We start from the raw sequence: 15,177 nt of genomic DNA, 5'->3' as shown, positions 1-15,177 counted from the left end.
CCAGCCAGCAATAATCCATTTTCATATCTGAAGGCACCCGGAAAATACGGTACTAACCGTTCATTTCCAGGTGCTTTTTATGCTGGAGGTCGTGTTAAAAAAAGAAATCCGAACGGCAGGCAATCACCATTATAATCCGGATTCTGGCGACCGTCTCTCAATCTTGCATGCAGGCTCCTTAGCTTTTTTGAAGCTTGCGCCTTTGATTATTTTGGTAGGCAGAGGGTAGATTGTTATGAGCTTCTCATAAATAACCTTCACCTCTTCTCGGTTATCACTTTTTATATGGCGAGCCAGAGCTTCGAAGTCCGAAACATCCTTTTTCCGATACCAGTCATACCCAAGCGCTATGGATTCGGCGAGTTTATCTCGCGATTCTTGAGGAACTTCCGGCTTTTCGAGATACATTTTTATGGCATACATCACGTTCGACCCATACAGTTCGCCAGTACGGTTTAATTCTACCCCTTCAGACTCCGTTTGCGTTGTGAGATCTGCTGACTCCCCGATATTCGGTGTTGGAGCTTCTTCCGATACGGATGGATGGTTTCGTTGATTTGCCTCTCCGGTACTAATGCTGCAACCGGCACTTAAGGCGAAGGATAAAATCATTGCGATTTTACCCCCATAATGAACAAGATGCTTCAAGTTTGAATTCCCCCTCATGCTTCAACAAGCAGATTGACCTCTGTGGGATTATTCTACTATACAACCATTATTTTCTTCCAATTATTTTTCGACTGCCCTTTGGCAAAAGGTGTCAGCGAAATAGTGCCCGTGAACCGAGCTAAACAAATGGGCTCGCTCCGCTCCAATCGGACCACCATCTTGATTCCCACGGATTGGCGAATTTTGGCCCTTGGGACAAAACAACGCATGAAAAAAAGCCGCCTTTGGCGACTTTTGAGAGTAACTTTTCGGTCTTGTACAAACGGTGATTCATGCATTTAACACTCCGGTTCATCGCTTCGCTTAAAAATCACATAAGTTCGAGTGACCCTTCAACAAGTTAAGCGGAACCCGGCAACGTCAAGCTTTTCGTCCCAAGGAGGTATAACAACGCTGCCGCTTCCTTGCGTGTCATGACCTGCTTGGATCGGTAATCGACGGAGCCGTCTGGGGACGGTGTCACTTCCGGACCATAGAACTTGTATCCGACGATATTGCTTACAGCGTCAACGGCCCATGAATCGGTCTTCCCCGTTAGCTTTGCTTTCTCTAGCGGATGACCTAGCAGGATCGCAAGCCGTGAAGCCATCGCTGCCGCCTCCTGACGGGTGATCGGACGGTCCGGTTCGAACGAGCCTTTGTCGGTGCCTGTCACAAACCCCATATCAAACGCTGTCGTGATTTTACCCGCATCCGACCGGTTCGCCGTGTCCCTGAATGCAGGTTGGCTCTTTGAAGGGACAGCTCCCAGCCAATTGACGAGCCAAATGGCGAATTCGGCGCGAGTCATCGGCGCATCCGGAAGAAACCTTCCGTCCTGTCCGGCTTGAACCACGTTAAGCTGATGCAAGCCGTCAATGTAGGACGCATAAGGATGATCTTCGCCGACATCCTTAAATCTTTCGGGAATAGGCAGCTTCTCCGACCACGCCGCCGGATTGGTTTTGGTGAATAAGAACCTGATGGTCCCGTCCTTGTTTTCTTGAAACGCCACAGGACTTCCTTGCTCATCCTCGAACAGCAGCGGCTCGACTTGTTGGAGTGTGTGCTTACCCATTAAATCTTCTAGCAAGAGTACGCCATCTTGTGCCTTAATTCGAGTTGTCAAATAGGCGACCCGCAAATCCCGATAGATGCCTTCGTACCTTTCCAATTGATCCTTGGCAGGTGTAGCGTAGATTGGTTGACGTTCAGCCGGAAAATACCTGTCCATGAATGCTTCGAATAATCGGTCTCGAAGATCGGAGTTATTGTTGTACACGATAAAGGCGCCAACTTTCTGCTCGGGAAGAAGCCACATCCATGAAGCGAAACCGGGGATGCTCCCTCCTTTTCCGATCACGTATTGATCGTTGAATTTGTGATGCATAGCGAACTCAAACCCGTACGTCATCGTCGGCACCTTCGGATGAATCGCCTTCTGCACGCTTTGCATCTCTTTTAATGTTTCTTTCCGAAGAATGCGTGTCTCTCCGAGCGTTCCTTCGTTTAAATGGGCGAGCATAAACTTGGCCATATCGCTCCCCGTCGTTAGCATGCTGCCCTGAGGCATATCGGTTGGAATCGTATTGTAAGGCGGCAGCGGCTCTTGCCGTTCGTTGTAACCGGTAGCAAGGCTTGACTCCATGCCTGGAGTCAATACGAACTGGCTGTTCTTCATTCCAAGCGGCTTGAAAATGTTGTCATTCACGTATTGATGGAACGGCTTACCGGACACTTGCTCGACAATATAACCCTGCAGCATTGAGGCGAAATTATCATATTTATATACTTCGCCCGGTTTGTGAATGACCGTTGGCATCGTCTTGATGATGTAATCTTTGAGCTGCGCAACGGCGGACAAATCGCCCGTAATCATGTCGCCCGGCGGCGGGTCTACGATATCAAAGCCGGTTGTATGTGTAAGCAGATGCTCCATCGTTAGCGGCGAGCCCGTATTATTTTTTAGTAGCACGTCGCCCATGTACTGCTGAACGTCCTGTTCCAGGTCGATCTTGCCTTGTTCCACTAGCTGCATAACGGCTGTAGCCGTAATTACTTTGGAAACGGAGGCAATACGAAACCTGGACTGTTCCGGATCCACGGGTTTTCCTGCCTCGAGGTCTGCATAGCCGTAGCCTTTCTGCAGCAGTACTTTGCCATCCTTAATGACAACAAATAACGCACCGGGTACTCCCAAAGCCTGAATATCGGGGCGGTTGAAAAACGTGTCGGCAAACGCTTCGATGTCCTTCTCGTTCAGTATGGCCGCCCTTTGGGCTGGCGCCAATTTCTCTTGAGGCTCTCCGGCTGCGGGTACCGCAGGCACGGTGGCACAAGCGACCATAACGACTGCCAAAGCCGAAAGCATGTTTTTTTTCCAAACAGGGATGGTTGCCATTTAAGCTGCTCCTTTCTCACTCCAATCTACTATTGCAGCGGAATCGCCATTACAAGTATTGAGGTCTTGTCTTCGATGCCGGATCCGACTTTTTTATTGTATTTGCGAATTCTTTCTGTTTACTTTCTCGTTTCATTCAATTACCTTACAAAAAGGCACAGACGTCTCGCGAACCATGTTCAGGTACTAAAAAAACCGCCATTGGCGGCTTTTTAAAGGACCTTTTGTCTTGCCCTCCGTCTAATGTTAATTAAATCCGCCATTAATGCGGATCGTCTGTCCTGTTATCCACCGGGCTTTGTCGCTGACAAGCAGCTCGATCGCATTGGCAATGTCTCCGGGTTCGCCCAGTCGTCCGAATGCGTTCATTCGGCGGTATGAATCAATTAGCTCTGGTGACTTGCCGCTTAAGAAAAGTTCAGTTGATACCTGGCCCGGCGCTATGCAATTGATGACGATATCTCTTGGGCCGAATTCCTTGGCCAATTGGCGGGTCAACTGCTCGACTGCTCCTTTCGTAGCAGCGTACACGCTGTACGTCGGAAGCATCCCACCTGAGATGGAGGTCGAGAAGTTAATGATCGTTCCCCCCTGCTCCATATGCTTCATCGCTTGTTGACAAGCGAAATACGTTCCCTTCACGTTGATCGCGAAATGCCGGTCAAAGCTCTCCTCCGTCACGTCCTCAATCGCCGTACACTCCATGATGCCGGCATTATTAACCAGAATGTCCAGGCGTCCAAACCGCTCAAGCGTTTCCGCGAACAACGTTTCAACTTCTCCTACCTTGCTGACATCGGCACGAATCGCTGCAGCTTCCCCGCCGGATGCCTCAATGGTCTGAACAGCCTCCTCCGCTTTCCCTGAATTCGAGGAATAATTGACGACCACCTTCACTCCGGACGCAGCCAGTTGGATCGCGATCTGCCGTCCGATTCCCCGTGAAGCCCCGGTAACGATTGCCACTTTTCCATGTAAACTCATATTTGTTCACACCTTTACCTTCATTTTATTGCCGGTAACCCGACTGGATTGACCCTGTGAACTCATTATATGGAATCAATGGCTTATGCCGTTAGAACATATCTATTCAATCCTTGCCTAATTCTCTTCATTCTCGATATGATAAAAGCAATACACTCCGACTGATCTGGAAAGGAATACGTGACTATGGACGAATTACTCCGCAAGGAGCAAGTCTTGCAGCAATTGGCGAGTTTGATATGCCGCCACGCTCCGTCAACCGGGACACATTTGACGCCGATCCCGTCGTTGATGTTGATGCATGCTACAAAACTGTCCCAGCCGATGGAATCCGTATATAAGCCATCGATATGCGTCGTAGCGCAAGGGGCAAAAACAGCGACAACGGCCAATGAAACCTATCGATATGATCCATCGACCTATCTGGTGACTTCCGTCGAATTGCCTATCATCGGAAGAATCATTGAGGCTACGCCCGAAACTCCGTATTTAAGCCTAAAACTTAGCTTCGATGCGGACGTCATCTTGGATATTGTCAAAGAGACGAGCCCCTCCGTTGTTTCGCTGAGGGAAGCCTCCCGCGGCATAACCGTAAATCGCACGTCTCCACCATTGCTCGAAGCCATGGTTCGTCTCATGCAGCTGCTGGACGAGCCAGATCATATTCCTTTCCTGGCACCGCTAATCATCCGCGAAATTCTGTATCGCATCCTCCAAGGTGAACACGGCTCGCTTATCTATCAATTTGCTATGATCGGCAGCCATGCACACAATATCGCGCAGGCGATCCAGATGATTAACCGGCAATACGACCGTCCGCTTGTCATTGAGCAGCTTGCCAAATCCGTCAACATGAGCACGTCTGCATTCCATAAACACTTCAAACGCGTCACGGCAATGAGCCCGTTGCAGTATCAGAAAAGCTTGCGCTTGCAAGAAGCCCGCCGACTAATGGTGACCGAGGCCGTGCAAATTTCCGAAGCCGCCTTCCGCGTAGGCTATGAGAGCCCATCGCAGTTTAGCCGCGAATATGCCCGTATGTACGGACGGCCGCCCATGCTGGATATTCAGGAGCTACGGGATTCGATATGAGTGATAGTCATAAGCACTGCGCGAAACATAAGCCATTTTAAGCCAATTTTCATGACATTCATTTGACCTTAAAACAAAAGAAAAGGCAATCTACTCCAATCGAATAGATTGCCTTTTCGGGCCGCTGTTACTTGCCACGATGTCTCGTGATAAACGGAAATCTTCCTTGGTATTTTCCCTCTGTTGTACTAAGGAGCGGAGGAGATCATCGCCGGCAGCATATGCCGATTCCCCGCGACTTCACGAGGCATCTTCATTCATTTTACTGACTCGTCGGCGGATGGACCGTAAAAGCCCGGAACCGGAATATCAAGGAGCCGCAAATATACCCCAAGCTGCGCCCGGTGGTGAACCATATGGCTGATACCGAAGGTGCGAAGCGCGATAGCCCGAGGCTGGCGCAGGATGATATGGTCGCCGTTTCGCAAGGTCCATTCCTCGCCGAGCGTCGTCTCACCGCATTCGGCTAACAGCTGATCAAGCTTGACGACGTTTGCGTCGAATTCTTCCAACACGTCATCGCGTTTTTCTAAAGCCTCCCGCCGAAGCGGCACGGTTGCAAGATCGAATTCAGGGTACTGAAAAATGGCAATTTGCCAGTTGAGGATGTTGATCAGATGCGTGGCCAATCCGCCAAGCGTCATGGACTTCTCGTGCGGCTTCCACGACATATGCTCTTCGGGCAAGCGCTCCAGAATGCGGCGTGTAGCACTCAACTCTTGCTTCGCGTCTCCCACAATCAATTGTTTTACCATTGTTTTCCTCTCCTCCTTATATAGCAAGCATACTATAAACCCGCTCGGGTGAACATCATGGATTGGGTCGGATCTTTTCCAGTTCTCAATGAGAGTCCGCGAGAATCGGAAAGATGAACTAATCGTATATCCTAATCGTTTAATCCCTTTCCATCAAGGATTTGCGGTACATATTTTTCGACCCGGGACGCACGGGTTTTAGACTGCTTGGGTTGGGAGAAATAATGAAGATACGCTCTTTGACGTCCGGGCGTCAAGCCTTCAAATGCTGCTTTCAAGCCAGGGATTTCCTCGAGCTTAAGTTGAAACTCTTCAGGAACTATGTATTCATCCGTCTTTTTAAAATTGACTTCCAAACCGGCCTTTTCAATCTCAATCGCTTCATATATATAAGATTTCAAGATGGGTTCTAACTCATCGATTTCTTGTGCATTGGTGAACCGAATTTGACGCGCCGCCTGCACATTTTCCGTTTGTTGGATGAGAATTCCGTGGGCATCCTGTAATAAGGCGCCTTTGTGAAACAGCAGTGCACAATATTCCTTAAATCCGTGGATTAAAACGACGTTCTTATTCTTAAAGCTGTAACAAGGATGCATCCACTTAAAATCTTCGGTCAGCTCACAGTCAAGAACGATGGCTCTCAACTTTTCATATTCTTCTTTCCACTTTCTGGATTTACTTACGAATTCATCGACCTTTGGATTCAGATTTCGAGTTGTCACGATGGAGCCCCCCCCCTTCAAATTCGTCGATCCGCCGATCGACAAGAATGATCATTCATCGTTTGCGTAAAATGGCCACCCTTTACTGGATGGCCATCTGTCATTTCATATAGTGAAGCTCAGAGTTAACCTAGAGTGGATCGGCTTGTGATTGTTTTTTGTTCGCAGGCGCAAACCAACCGAGAAGGGCTATCGCCACCAATACACCATAGAAGATCAACGTCCAGGCTGTGCTATGTGGAAAATGATGATCCAGCACAGCGATATCCTCATGAGCTAATGTAATCACGACGAGCTTGACCCCAACCCATGCTACGATGGCATATGCCGTGGTCTCCAGTGCCGGCCGTTGAGCAAGCAGCTTAACAAACCATGTCGCCGCGAATTTGATCAGGATGAGCCCGGCGATGCCGCCAAGCAGGACAACGATAAATTTTCCGCCGTCCATTCCACCGAAATTTCCAAGCGGCGAATCCGGAAGGCCCAGCGCTAAAGCCACTGCAGCAAGAATGGAGTCAATCGCAAAGGCGAGGTCAGCAAGAGCAATTTTACCTACGGTAGGCCAGAAGCCTTTGCCCGCAGCATCTTTCTTTATATCCTCGCGGATGTTCTTGTTTTCCTTGCCAAAACGCGCTTTGATTATATGTTTTAAGCCAAGGTACAGCAGATAAGCAGCCCCGATCGCTTGAATTTGCCAAACGTTCGCAATAAATGATATGGCAAACAGGGCGGCGAAACGAAAAACAAAAGCCATGATAATTCCGTAATTGATGGCTTTCTTCTTCTGGTCATCCGGTAAGTGCTTCGCGATTACCGCCAGAACGAGGGCATTATCCGCAGATAGTAAGCCTTCCAATCCAATAAGAATTAGTAATGCCCATGCATACTCCAACCAAAGTGACTCCAACAGTTACTTCCCCTCTCTGATGTTTAGAATGTCATGACAAGCTTCTTGCTTTTAACCTCCAAGCATTGAAGCAAAGGGGATTTTCCGACTTACATGGTTTCCCGTATCCCCTTTCGCTATTTACGTTGTCATTTAACGTCTCGTTTCATTCATTTTTCGTTTGTTTTATCATTCATGCTCCGTAGAAATCTCATCACCTTTCATAAAAATTGCCACCCGCTACACTATCCGTTGATGAATCTATTGTTAGTGTCCATTTCGGCTAAAGATAGTATACCAACAGCCTGCCGCTATTCATAGTGACTGTTGATATAAAAGAACCAGAACGGATTTGGATACAAAGTCGCAGAAATCGTGAGCTCATGTGTAAACATTCCAACTCTCTCTTTCCATCCGAGCATCGCGGCATGCATCGAAGAAGATCCATGTCATTACCGCTTTTTTGGATACGAAAAAAACCGCTAAACGCAAGGAACCTTGTGTTTAGCGGCTGCTGCATGAAGAAGCTAACCTGAAATGAGTCTGGCTCGTCAGCTATTGGTGTTGAGGGATATGTTACTGAGCAACAGGTTTCTTCACACCGCTGATCTGCCCGCCATGCTGAACGACAAGCACGTCTTGTCCGATGAGCGTCGGCAATGGTGTGCCTTTGTATTGAGCGGAGGCCAGCGTACGTCCACTGTTCGTATCGAGCATTAGCAGCTTGCCGTTCTCAAGTCTTACATAGGCGATGCCCGAATCGCCGAGGGACCATTCGGTCACTTTCGCTTCAAACGAATAAGTTTTTTCCGGCTCGGATTTGGAAGGACTGACTGTTTTGAAGCGGGAGACCACAGCTTTCTTTTGAGTCTCATCATACTTTTCAATGACATAGAAATACTCTCCATCGGATACGACATCCGATGCACTTTGATCTTCCACGAAATCCACCGGTATGTAGGATCGGGTAGCCATAATTTTTCCGTTGGTCAAACTAATTTCATTGATGTTAGCTGCATATCCGGCATCGATGCCCTCGGTTACGTCTCGCGAATAGAACGATTTGTCATTCGAGAAGAGAATGTCCTGATGGTCACCGTCGTTTTGTGTCCATTTTACTTTGCCGTTCTGAGGATCGATTCCCTGTAACCCGCTCGTGGTCAAAGCACCGTCGATAGTCGTGGTTGCAACAAGGATTTTGCCTGTTTGCAGCAGTTTGTACCCATGGGCGCCGCCCTTCAATTTCCACTTCACCTTTCCGTTTGATGCGTTGTAGGCCGTCAGTCCGAACGCATCCCCGACATAGATCACACCATCGGCTGCATGCAAGCTGTGATTCACATAGCTTTCTTTCTTAGCTGGCTGGGATTGGGTTTTAACCTTCCATTGCAGCTTCCCTGTTGCAGCATTGAGCTTGATCAATCGGCCAGTCGCATCCGTAAACCATACCGATTTACCGTCTGTGACGGTCTGCGAGACCGCGGTCGCAGGATACGTCCAGCGGGTTTTGCCTGCCGACGCGTCAAAAGCAATATATTTCTTCCCGACGGAATAGTAAAGGCTGTTCTTAATTAATGTGGTTTGGGGGCTGATCTTACTCGGATCTCCCAGCGTCTTCGTCCACATCGGTTTCAGATTATAGGAAGACTTGTCCTCAGCTGACGCAGCAGAAGCTACATGTCCCTGCCCCGGCAAAATGGAAGAAATCGGCGATGCGAGAAGAGCCACTGCCATACTTGTTACGACGAGACGAGAAACGGTTTTCTTACGATTCATATTCATTGATGTATTCCTCCTATGATTAGATATACATATACCAGACGCTAGATAAGACAAAAGGTTGCATAATAATCCTATAAAATCCAAAATATCGAAAATTATTTAAAACCTTCCATATTCAGCATTCAACGAAACTAGGAAGTAACTGGATCGGTCTCACAACAGGGATAACGGGCTGGAGAAACCTTAACAAGCTGAGCCGCCCTGTGAGACGAAACGACCATCCGCTTTATGGATACATGTTATTGTATTATGACTAATTAGTTTTTTCAAGAACCATTTGGTTTTTACACAGGCGTACGAAATGACGCATTTGCTGATGCTATGGCCCATCAAATGCATCATCGTATGTTTAGTCGAATATAAACAGCTCCTCAATGGGCGCTCCAACTGCACGGGAAATATCAATCGCCAGCTTTAAGGAGGGATTGTATTTTGCCGCCTCCAGACGGATGATGGTTTCTCGGCGAACCCCTACCTTGCCCGCCAGCTCATCTTGGGTCATTCCCGCTAACTGCCTGTACTTTTTCAAATTGCATTTGAATGGTTCCATGGGCATCCACCTAACAATATTTATCCAGATAATAAAAAGTTATGGAATACGTCAGAAACGTAGCTGCCCAACCCGCTGCGCTCACGATAATCATGAATTCTCTCGTTACGAAGGCGAACATGCTGCCCATTCCAATGATAAACAAACATGCGGCCGGCACCCACATGGTGATGGACCTCGCCTTCTGAGCATTCATGTAATACCGTTCATCCGGCATCTCCTCTGCCAGCTTCCCATTGAAATAGAAACTGAAAAAGCTAAAAAAACTAAAGTAAAACAACATGGCTGGATCATGGGTCTTAAAATACTGCAGTCCGTTAAACCCCAATAAACCGAGCAGCCAACCGTGCTTTCCAATCCGTACGTAACGCTTCCTCTGTCCCTTATACATTCCTGATTCCTCTCCTGCGGTTAAAAATCAACGCCACCTCGATCCCTACCAGCAGAGCGATAAGGTATACGGCTGCATCCATGCTCATCACCGCGGCTGCCAGCAGGCACATCATCAGCGGAACGGCATATTTGCGGGGATGGTGCCATAAGTCACTCTCCACCCGCCATTTGTGCACGGGATATTTCCACTCGAGCCAAACGGCTGCAATGGCGGACTGGGCGGCAAATACGATGCTAATTACATAATACACGATTTCTACGGACCCATGAAATAGAAGCCAGGAGACTAAGAAGATCATGTAGATGAACAGGTTTACGGTCAATATAAACAGACCATACGGAACAACGGTACGTTGAAGCTGGCCTGGCAGCATTTGGATCTTCCGGTGCAGCCCGCGATTGCTCGATAGCAGGATGCCGATCGGCGTGTTAAAGGACAGAACCGCAAATGCGAGCGGCAGGCACGAGTCCAGATGCATCTGCTCGAGCATAAACGCCATGAAACCCGCAAATATACATAACGCCAGCGTATTGTATAAATAGCTTTTATGCGAGATTAGATACCGTACAATGTACCGCAGGAACGAAGAGCTTCGAAGCGGTGCCGCTTGGTTATCCTTCATCCTCGAGACCTTGTAGAATCGGTAAGAATCCGTCCGATGCAGCACGAGCCCTTGGAGGATGGTGCTGATCAGCAGTCCCGTCAACCGATAGGACGGCTCGGGGAGAAGACAGAGGGCTGCTTGGATGAGCAGCAAGAGACTGGCAGTTATCCTTTTACCGCTGTTCATCTGGGCGAATATTACGAAAGCAGTCAGGCCCGCATTCAAAAAGCTAAGCAGAAATGCCGGTATATAAATAGCCGTAAAGGACGAAAATGCCATGTAAAATACGAGAATGTACGAAGTCTTGGTAACCAGGGTGTATAGAGCAACCGCATAAAAATAGGCTGCATTGAACATGCCTGGCGCAAATGGAAGCATGAACGCTCCTTTCAGCTTCCTCCGGTTATCGTCCGATGCCAAGGTCTTCAGTACGATACCAAACGTAAATACGGTTATGGCCGTCATAAATACGAGCAAGGACACCTCATAATGGCGATCCAGGCTGCTCAGCGCCGCAAAGATCGCGGCTAAGGCTATGGCATGCTTCCACAATCGGTCGTAACGCGCCCCGAGGAGCTTTTTGGCGAATCCATGAAATGTCGAGATCACTTGTTCAGTACACCTCTAATGTGCTCGGGATCCATCTCTCCTTGCAGGAAAGTGTGACGGATTGATCCGGCTTCCAAAATGATGATGCTGTCCGAGGTTAAGCACAGGCTCTCAAGTACGTGGGAAGAAAACAAAATCGTCCCATAGCTCCTGTATTCATTCATCAACCGGTACAAAAACTCCGTGCTCTCAAAATCCAGCCCGTTGACCGGCTCATCCAGCAGCAGCAGCTCCGGACGCAGTGCAAATCCCGTGATCAGATAGGCCTTCCTCCGGCTGCCCATCGATAATTGGCCCAAGAACGCGTTCCGGTATTTCTGAAAGTTGAATCCTTCAACAAGTTCATCCAAGGTATCGTGACGAACTTCTCGTCCGTAGGACCGGAACACATGTCTCACATATTCCTCGAACGTGAAATACTCAAACGATTCGTCCTCCGAAAACACGGTATACCGGTTTCGCTTAAACGCAAGGCTGGTCAGCGATGCATCCTCGTTCCTCCACTTCAGCCGCTCAAGCGAATAATGCCGGTGAATGCCGCTCAGAACATGGATCAACGTGCTCTTGCCGGCTCCGTTCAATCCTACCAAACCGATGATTTGATTAGGGCCGATTTCCAAATGAAGGTTCGAAATGACGGCGTCCGTTTCCGTCCGGTACCAGGCGCAAAGTCCGGTCATGCTTAACAAATGCTGCTGCTGCTTCCCGTCATTGATTGCGGAATTTCCAACTTCTCCAGCCTGCATAAACAAATAGAACGCCTCCTGCTAGAAATAATAGAGCCAGCGGATACGATTGTTGGATAATACGTTGAATGCCAATCCCGATCCAGAGCAGGCCCATCCCGATACGAAGAACCATTTTCATCCCGATCATTCCTCTCAGATGTGATTTATTTGTCTCTTTATGTGATAAATATATCACCTTTTATGCAGATGGTCAAATGGCTTCCAGGTTTGACACGGTGCAGGAAAGGTTTTACAATACGGGGCATGTGTCCTAAAATACGATGTTTTATACTGGAGTGAATACGATATGCAGATTCGATTGATGACGGATAACGATATGGACAGCGTTATCGACATTTGGCTGGCTGCCTCGAAAGAGGCCCACCACTTCATTCCCCAGGAATACTGGGAGTCCAAAGAAAAGGACATGCGGTCCGTGTATTTACCAATGGCCGAAACGTATGTGCTGGAAGAAGCAGCCGGAATAGTCGGCTTTATATCGACCGTTCAACATGCCTTGGCTGCTTTGTTCGTTCATCCTCGCGAGCAAGGCAAGGGGTATGGGTTGGCCCTGCTTCAATCCGTCAAGGAACGCGGCCCTAAGCTCGAGCTTAAAGTGTATAAAGAGAATGAGAACGCCTTTCGTTTTTATTCCCGCCACGGCTTTTCTGTTGTTGAAGAAACGGTTGATGAGGATACCGGTCATGCGGAATACGTCATGTCCTGGGAAGAGCGTTAATCGGGTATATTCCCCTTCAAATGCTTCTTCGCTTCATTCGCTGATCTGCGTGAATGGAACCCATCAAATAAACCCACTGATCCTGAGTGATCAGTGGGTTTAAACAATTGGGATTTATTCAGGCCGATGGAGCGGGCTTCTTGAATACTTCGATCAGACTGGTGAAGCTATTCCCCGCTTGACCATTAGCCACACCTCGCTTGAACACCTCTAAGACAGCTGCGGGAAGGGATGCGTCGATGCCGGCATCCTTGCTCGTATGTACAATGTGATCGACACTCGCCACGCCCATGCCGAGCCGGTCTACATCCCCTGGATGCTCGCCAGCATCGATCCGAGGCGTATAGAACTCGATGAACATCGGCAGTGATTTCATCGTCTCAATGGCATAGGGGCGGATCTGCTCAGCCGTGAGGCCATTCGCGCCTGCAAGAGAAAGGGCATGCAAATAACTGAGCATGGAGGTCCAGAACATATCCATCTGAATCTGATAGTACAGCGCTGCAAGCCCCGGATCCTCGCCCCGATAGTCGGCCCCCGTCAGGACCTCAAGCGTCTTTTTATGGGCATCAAAAACCTCTCTTGTACCGCTGTAGTATGTTGAGGATTCCGCTTTGCCGATACCCGATGGTGGGACCTGTACGCCGCCCGTTAGGTGGCGTGCTCCGCGCGCTTCGAGCCACTTCGCCGCCTCTCTGGCTTTTTCCGGAGTGTCTGAGCTCAGGTTGACGAAGACTTTACCGCTCAAGTCCCTTGCAGCCTGTTCTAGGATCGCGTACATCGCGTCATAATCCGTGAGACTGAGGATAATTAAATCATTCGCAGCTATCGCCTCGTCAACACTAGACGCTTTAATGGCACCCTTAGCTGCTAAAGCGTCCGATTTGCCGGCAGTCCGGTTCCACACGGTTACCTCATAGCCCCGATCCAGGAATACGGCTGCCATCGCTTGGCCCATCGGGCCCAGACCGATTATGGTTACAGATGGACGGTTACGTTCCCTTGCTGACGTCGCTTCATGTTTTGATCGTTGATCATTTTGATTCATACAACATAGCCTCCTTAAATATACTAATCAAACAAAACGGTTTTGTTTCCACTTAGGCGAGTGTTCCCCTATTTTTGATCTCAACCCAGAGTGCTTCCATGCAAGTACAAACATTTCATTTCACTTAACGCAGCACTTTGACAAGCGCGCCTAGCTCTTCGTTCCCATAACCTGAATCCACAGCTTTTTGGAAGAGGCCCAGGGCGAATGTTGGAAACTCAGCGTTGATTCCCGCCTCCCGCGCTTGCTCCACGAACATTTTTACGGTTACCAAACAGGTGTTAAGTGAACTTTGCGGCTGATCAAACGTATTGGATTGAATCATATCCCCTTCGTATTTGATCATTTCTCCCATTGCTGGAGAGATCGCAGAGATCATGGACCCGAATTCATCTACGCGCAGGCCATCGGATTCAATGATGCGCGCCGCATGAAAGAATCCCATCATGGAACCGAATAGCGTAGACAGAAATGCCAGATCCGTTGTGGATGCTGCGCTGACCTTTTCTCCCAGGTAGGGAACGTTTCCAGCCAGACTCTTGAGCAGGGCCTCACTTTTCTCGTAAGCCGATTTCGAGCCTGATGTAAAAATTGTCGTGTCCGGTCTTCCAATTTGCGGTGGTGTGGCGGGGATGGCCCCATCCAGATAATCGGCTCCATGCTCCCGTGCCCATGCTGCATTATCTCTAGCCTCTTGGGGAGTCCCCGTGCTTAGCTGCACGAACACTCGGCCGGCGAGGGCTGCCGTAACCTCAGGTGTGTCCAACACGCTGTAAGAGATCTTGTAATTGGCTACACAGACGATCGTTACCGGACTGGAAGCTACAGCAGAAGCTGCATTGGGAGCTAGAATTGCCCCGTCCCTGACGAGAGTTTCTGCTCTTTCAACCGTCCGATTCCATACGGTAACGCGATGACCATTTCGGAGCAGCGCCTGTGCGAGGGCGGTACCCATTGGTCCTAAACCGATCACTGTTACATCACTCATATAAATTCCTCCAATTTTCCATTAGTGAAACGAAACTGTTTTGTTTCGTTTGAGAAAACAATACAACACGGTTCATAATCGTGTCAAGATATTTCTTCCATGTCTATGGGAAAGTCTATGGGAAAGGGAAGATTCCATCCCAATGATGCAAGGCTTGATTGCTTATCCGTGCGATATCCTTTATCCCCTTCAGCCCCGTTCGTTCATGTCCCTGTCAATTTAAGGCGCAAAAAAAACCTAAAGC

14 protein-coding genes and 1 pseudogene are annotated in these 15,177 nt (G+C 48.7%); 2 read left to right on the top strand and 13 right to left on the bottom strand.

Translation table 11 applies throughout. From position 1 onward, the window contains the following. Positions 1-129: 129 nt before the first annotated feature. The 3 genes from J2Z18_RS13605 to J2Z18_RS13595 form a co-directional block, all read right to left on the bottom strand. Complete coding sequence (locus J2Z18_RS13605; RefSeq protein ID WP_007128216.1) at positions 130-648, bottom strand: hypothetical protein; 519 nt, start codon at positions 646-648, stop codon at positions 130-132. A 361-nt stretch (positions 649-1,009) separates the two neighbouring features. Continuing rightward, the gene (locus J2Z18_RS13600) at positions 1,010-3,049 is read right to left on the bottom strand and encodes a serine hydrolase domain-containing protein (protein WP_210094823.1); all 2,040 of its coding nucleotides are present in this window, start codon (positions 3,047-3,049) and stop codon (positions 1,010-1,012) included. Positions 3,050-3,295: 246 nt separating this feature from the next. Then, positions 3,296-4,033, bottom strand: a complete 738-nt coding sequence (locus J2Z18_RS13595) for an SDR family oxidoreductase (RefSeq protein ID WP_007128219.1) — start codon at positions 4,031-4,033, stop codon at positions 3,296-3,298. A 186-nt stretch (positions 4,034-4,219) separates the two neighbouring features. Between J2Z18_RS13595 and J2Z18_RS13590 the strand changes: the two genes are divergently transcribed. Further along, complete coding sequence (locus J2Z18_RS13590; RefSeq protein WP_028405112.1) at positions 4,220-5,125, top strand: AraC family transcriptional regulator; 906 nt, start codon at positions 4,220-4,222, stop codon at positions 5,123-5,125. Between the two features lie 257 nt (positions 5,126-5,382). Here J2Z18_RS13590 and J2Z18_RS13585 read toward each other — a convergent pair whose 3' ends face one another. The 8 genes from J2Z18_RS13585 to J2Z18_RS13550 all read right to left on the bottom strand — a co-directional run bounded on the left by J2Z18_RS13585 (position 5,383) and on the right by J2Z18_RS13550 (position 12,176). Further along, positions 5,383-5,880, bottom strand: a complete 498-nt coding sequence (locus tag J2Z18_RS13585; RefSeq protein WP_007128221.1) for a DinB family protein — start codon at positions 5,878-5,880, stop codon at positions 5,383-5,385. A gap of 131 nt (positions 5,881-6,011) precedes the next feature. Continuing rightward, positions 6,012-6,605: a YdeI/OmpD-associated family protein gene (locus tag J2Z18_RS13580; RefSeq protein ID WP_040738121.1), complete on the bottom strand. Its 594-nt coding sequence runs from the start codon at positions 6,603-6,605 to the stop codon at positions 6,012-6,014. Positions 6,606-6,735: 130 nt separating this feature from the next. Then, positions 6,736-7,512, bottom strand: coding sequence for a MeeY/MeeF family manganese export membrane protein (locus J2Z18_RS13575; RefSeq protein WP_040738123.1), 777 nt, complete (start codon positions 7,510-7,512; stop codon positions 6,736-6,738). A 555-nt stretch (positions 7,513-8,067) separates the two neighbouring features. Continuing rightward, a complete protein-coding gene (locus J2Z18_RS13570) occupies positions 8,068-9,273 on the bottom strand; it encodes a PQQ-binding-like beta-propeller repeat protein (protein WP_007128224.1) in 1,206 nt (401 codons plus the stop codon). Between the two features lie 349 nt (positions 9,274-9,622). Beyond that, on the bottom strand, positions 9,623-9,823 hold the full coding sequence (locus J2Z18_RS13565) for a helix-turn-helix transcriptional regulator (protein WP_007128225.1): 201 nt from the start codon (positions 9,821-9,823) through the stop codon (positions 9,623-9,625). Between the two features lie 10 nt (positions 9,824-9,833). Next, positions 9,834-10,214, bottom strand: a complete 381-nt coding sequence (locus J2Z18_RS13560; RefSeq protein ID WP_007128226.1) for a DUF2178 domain-containing protein — start codon at positions 10,212-10,214, stop codon at positions 9,834-9,836. Further along, positions 10,207-11,430 (bottom strand): hypothetical protein, encoded by a 1,224-nt coding sequence (locus J2Z18_RS13555; RefSeq protein WP_007128227.1) that lies wholly within the window; start codon positions 11,428-11,430, stop codon positions 10,207-10,209. Before J2Z18_RS13555 ends, J2Z18_RS13560 begins: the two co-directional genes overlap by 8 nt. Next, positions 11,427-12,176: an ATP-binding cassette domain-containing protein gene (locus J2Z18_RS13550; RefSeq protein ID WP_034273169.1), complete on the bottom strand. Its 750-nt coding sequence runs from the start codon at positions 12,174-12,176 to the stop codon at positions 11,427-11,429. The genes J2Z18_RS13555 and J2Z18_RS13550 overlap by 4 nt, the downstream gene beginning before the upstream one ends. Before the next feature lie 289 nt (positions 12,177-12,465). On the opposite strand from J2Z18_RS13550, the gene J2Z18_RS13545 reads away from it, so the two are divergent. Continuing rightward, positions 12,466-12,897, top strand: coding sequence for an N-acetyltransferase (locus J2Z18_RS13545; protein ID WP_007128230.1), 432 nt, complete (start codon positions 12,466-12,468; stop codon positions 12,895-12,897). 118 nt (positions 12,898-13,015) lie between these two features. On the opposite strand, the pseudogene J2Z18_RS13540 reads toward J2Z18_RS13545, so the two are convergent. Both J2Z18_RS13540 and J2Z18_RS13535 read right to left on the bottom strand, forming a co-directional pair. Beyond that, positions 13,016-13,948: pseudogene (locus J2Z18_RS13540) on the bottom strand (NAD(P)-dependent oxidoreductase); the annotation flags it as partial. 121 nt (positions 13,949-14,069) lie between these two features. Next, complete coding sequence (locus J2Z18_RS13535; protein WP_007128232.1) at positions 14,070-14,933, bottom strand: NAD(P)-dependent oxidoreductase; 864 nt, start codon at positions 14,931-14,933, stop codon at positions 14,070-14,072. Positions 14,934-15,177 lie beyond the last annotated feature (244 nt).

The sequence above is a fragment of the Paenibacillus lactis genome (genome assembly GCF_017873605.1).
Taxonomy (GTDB): Bacteria; Bacillota; Bacilli; order Paenibacillales; family Paenibacillaceae; genus Paenibacillus_AQ; species Paenibacillus_AQ lactis.
Note: the sequence above shows the minus strand (reverse complement) of the source record. Positions and strands in the feature narration are given on the sequence as shown.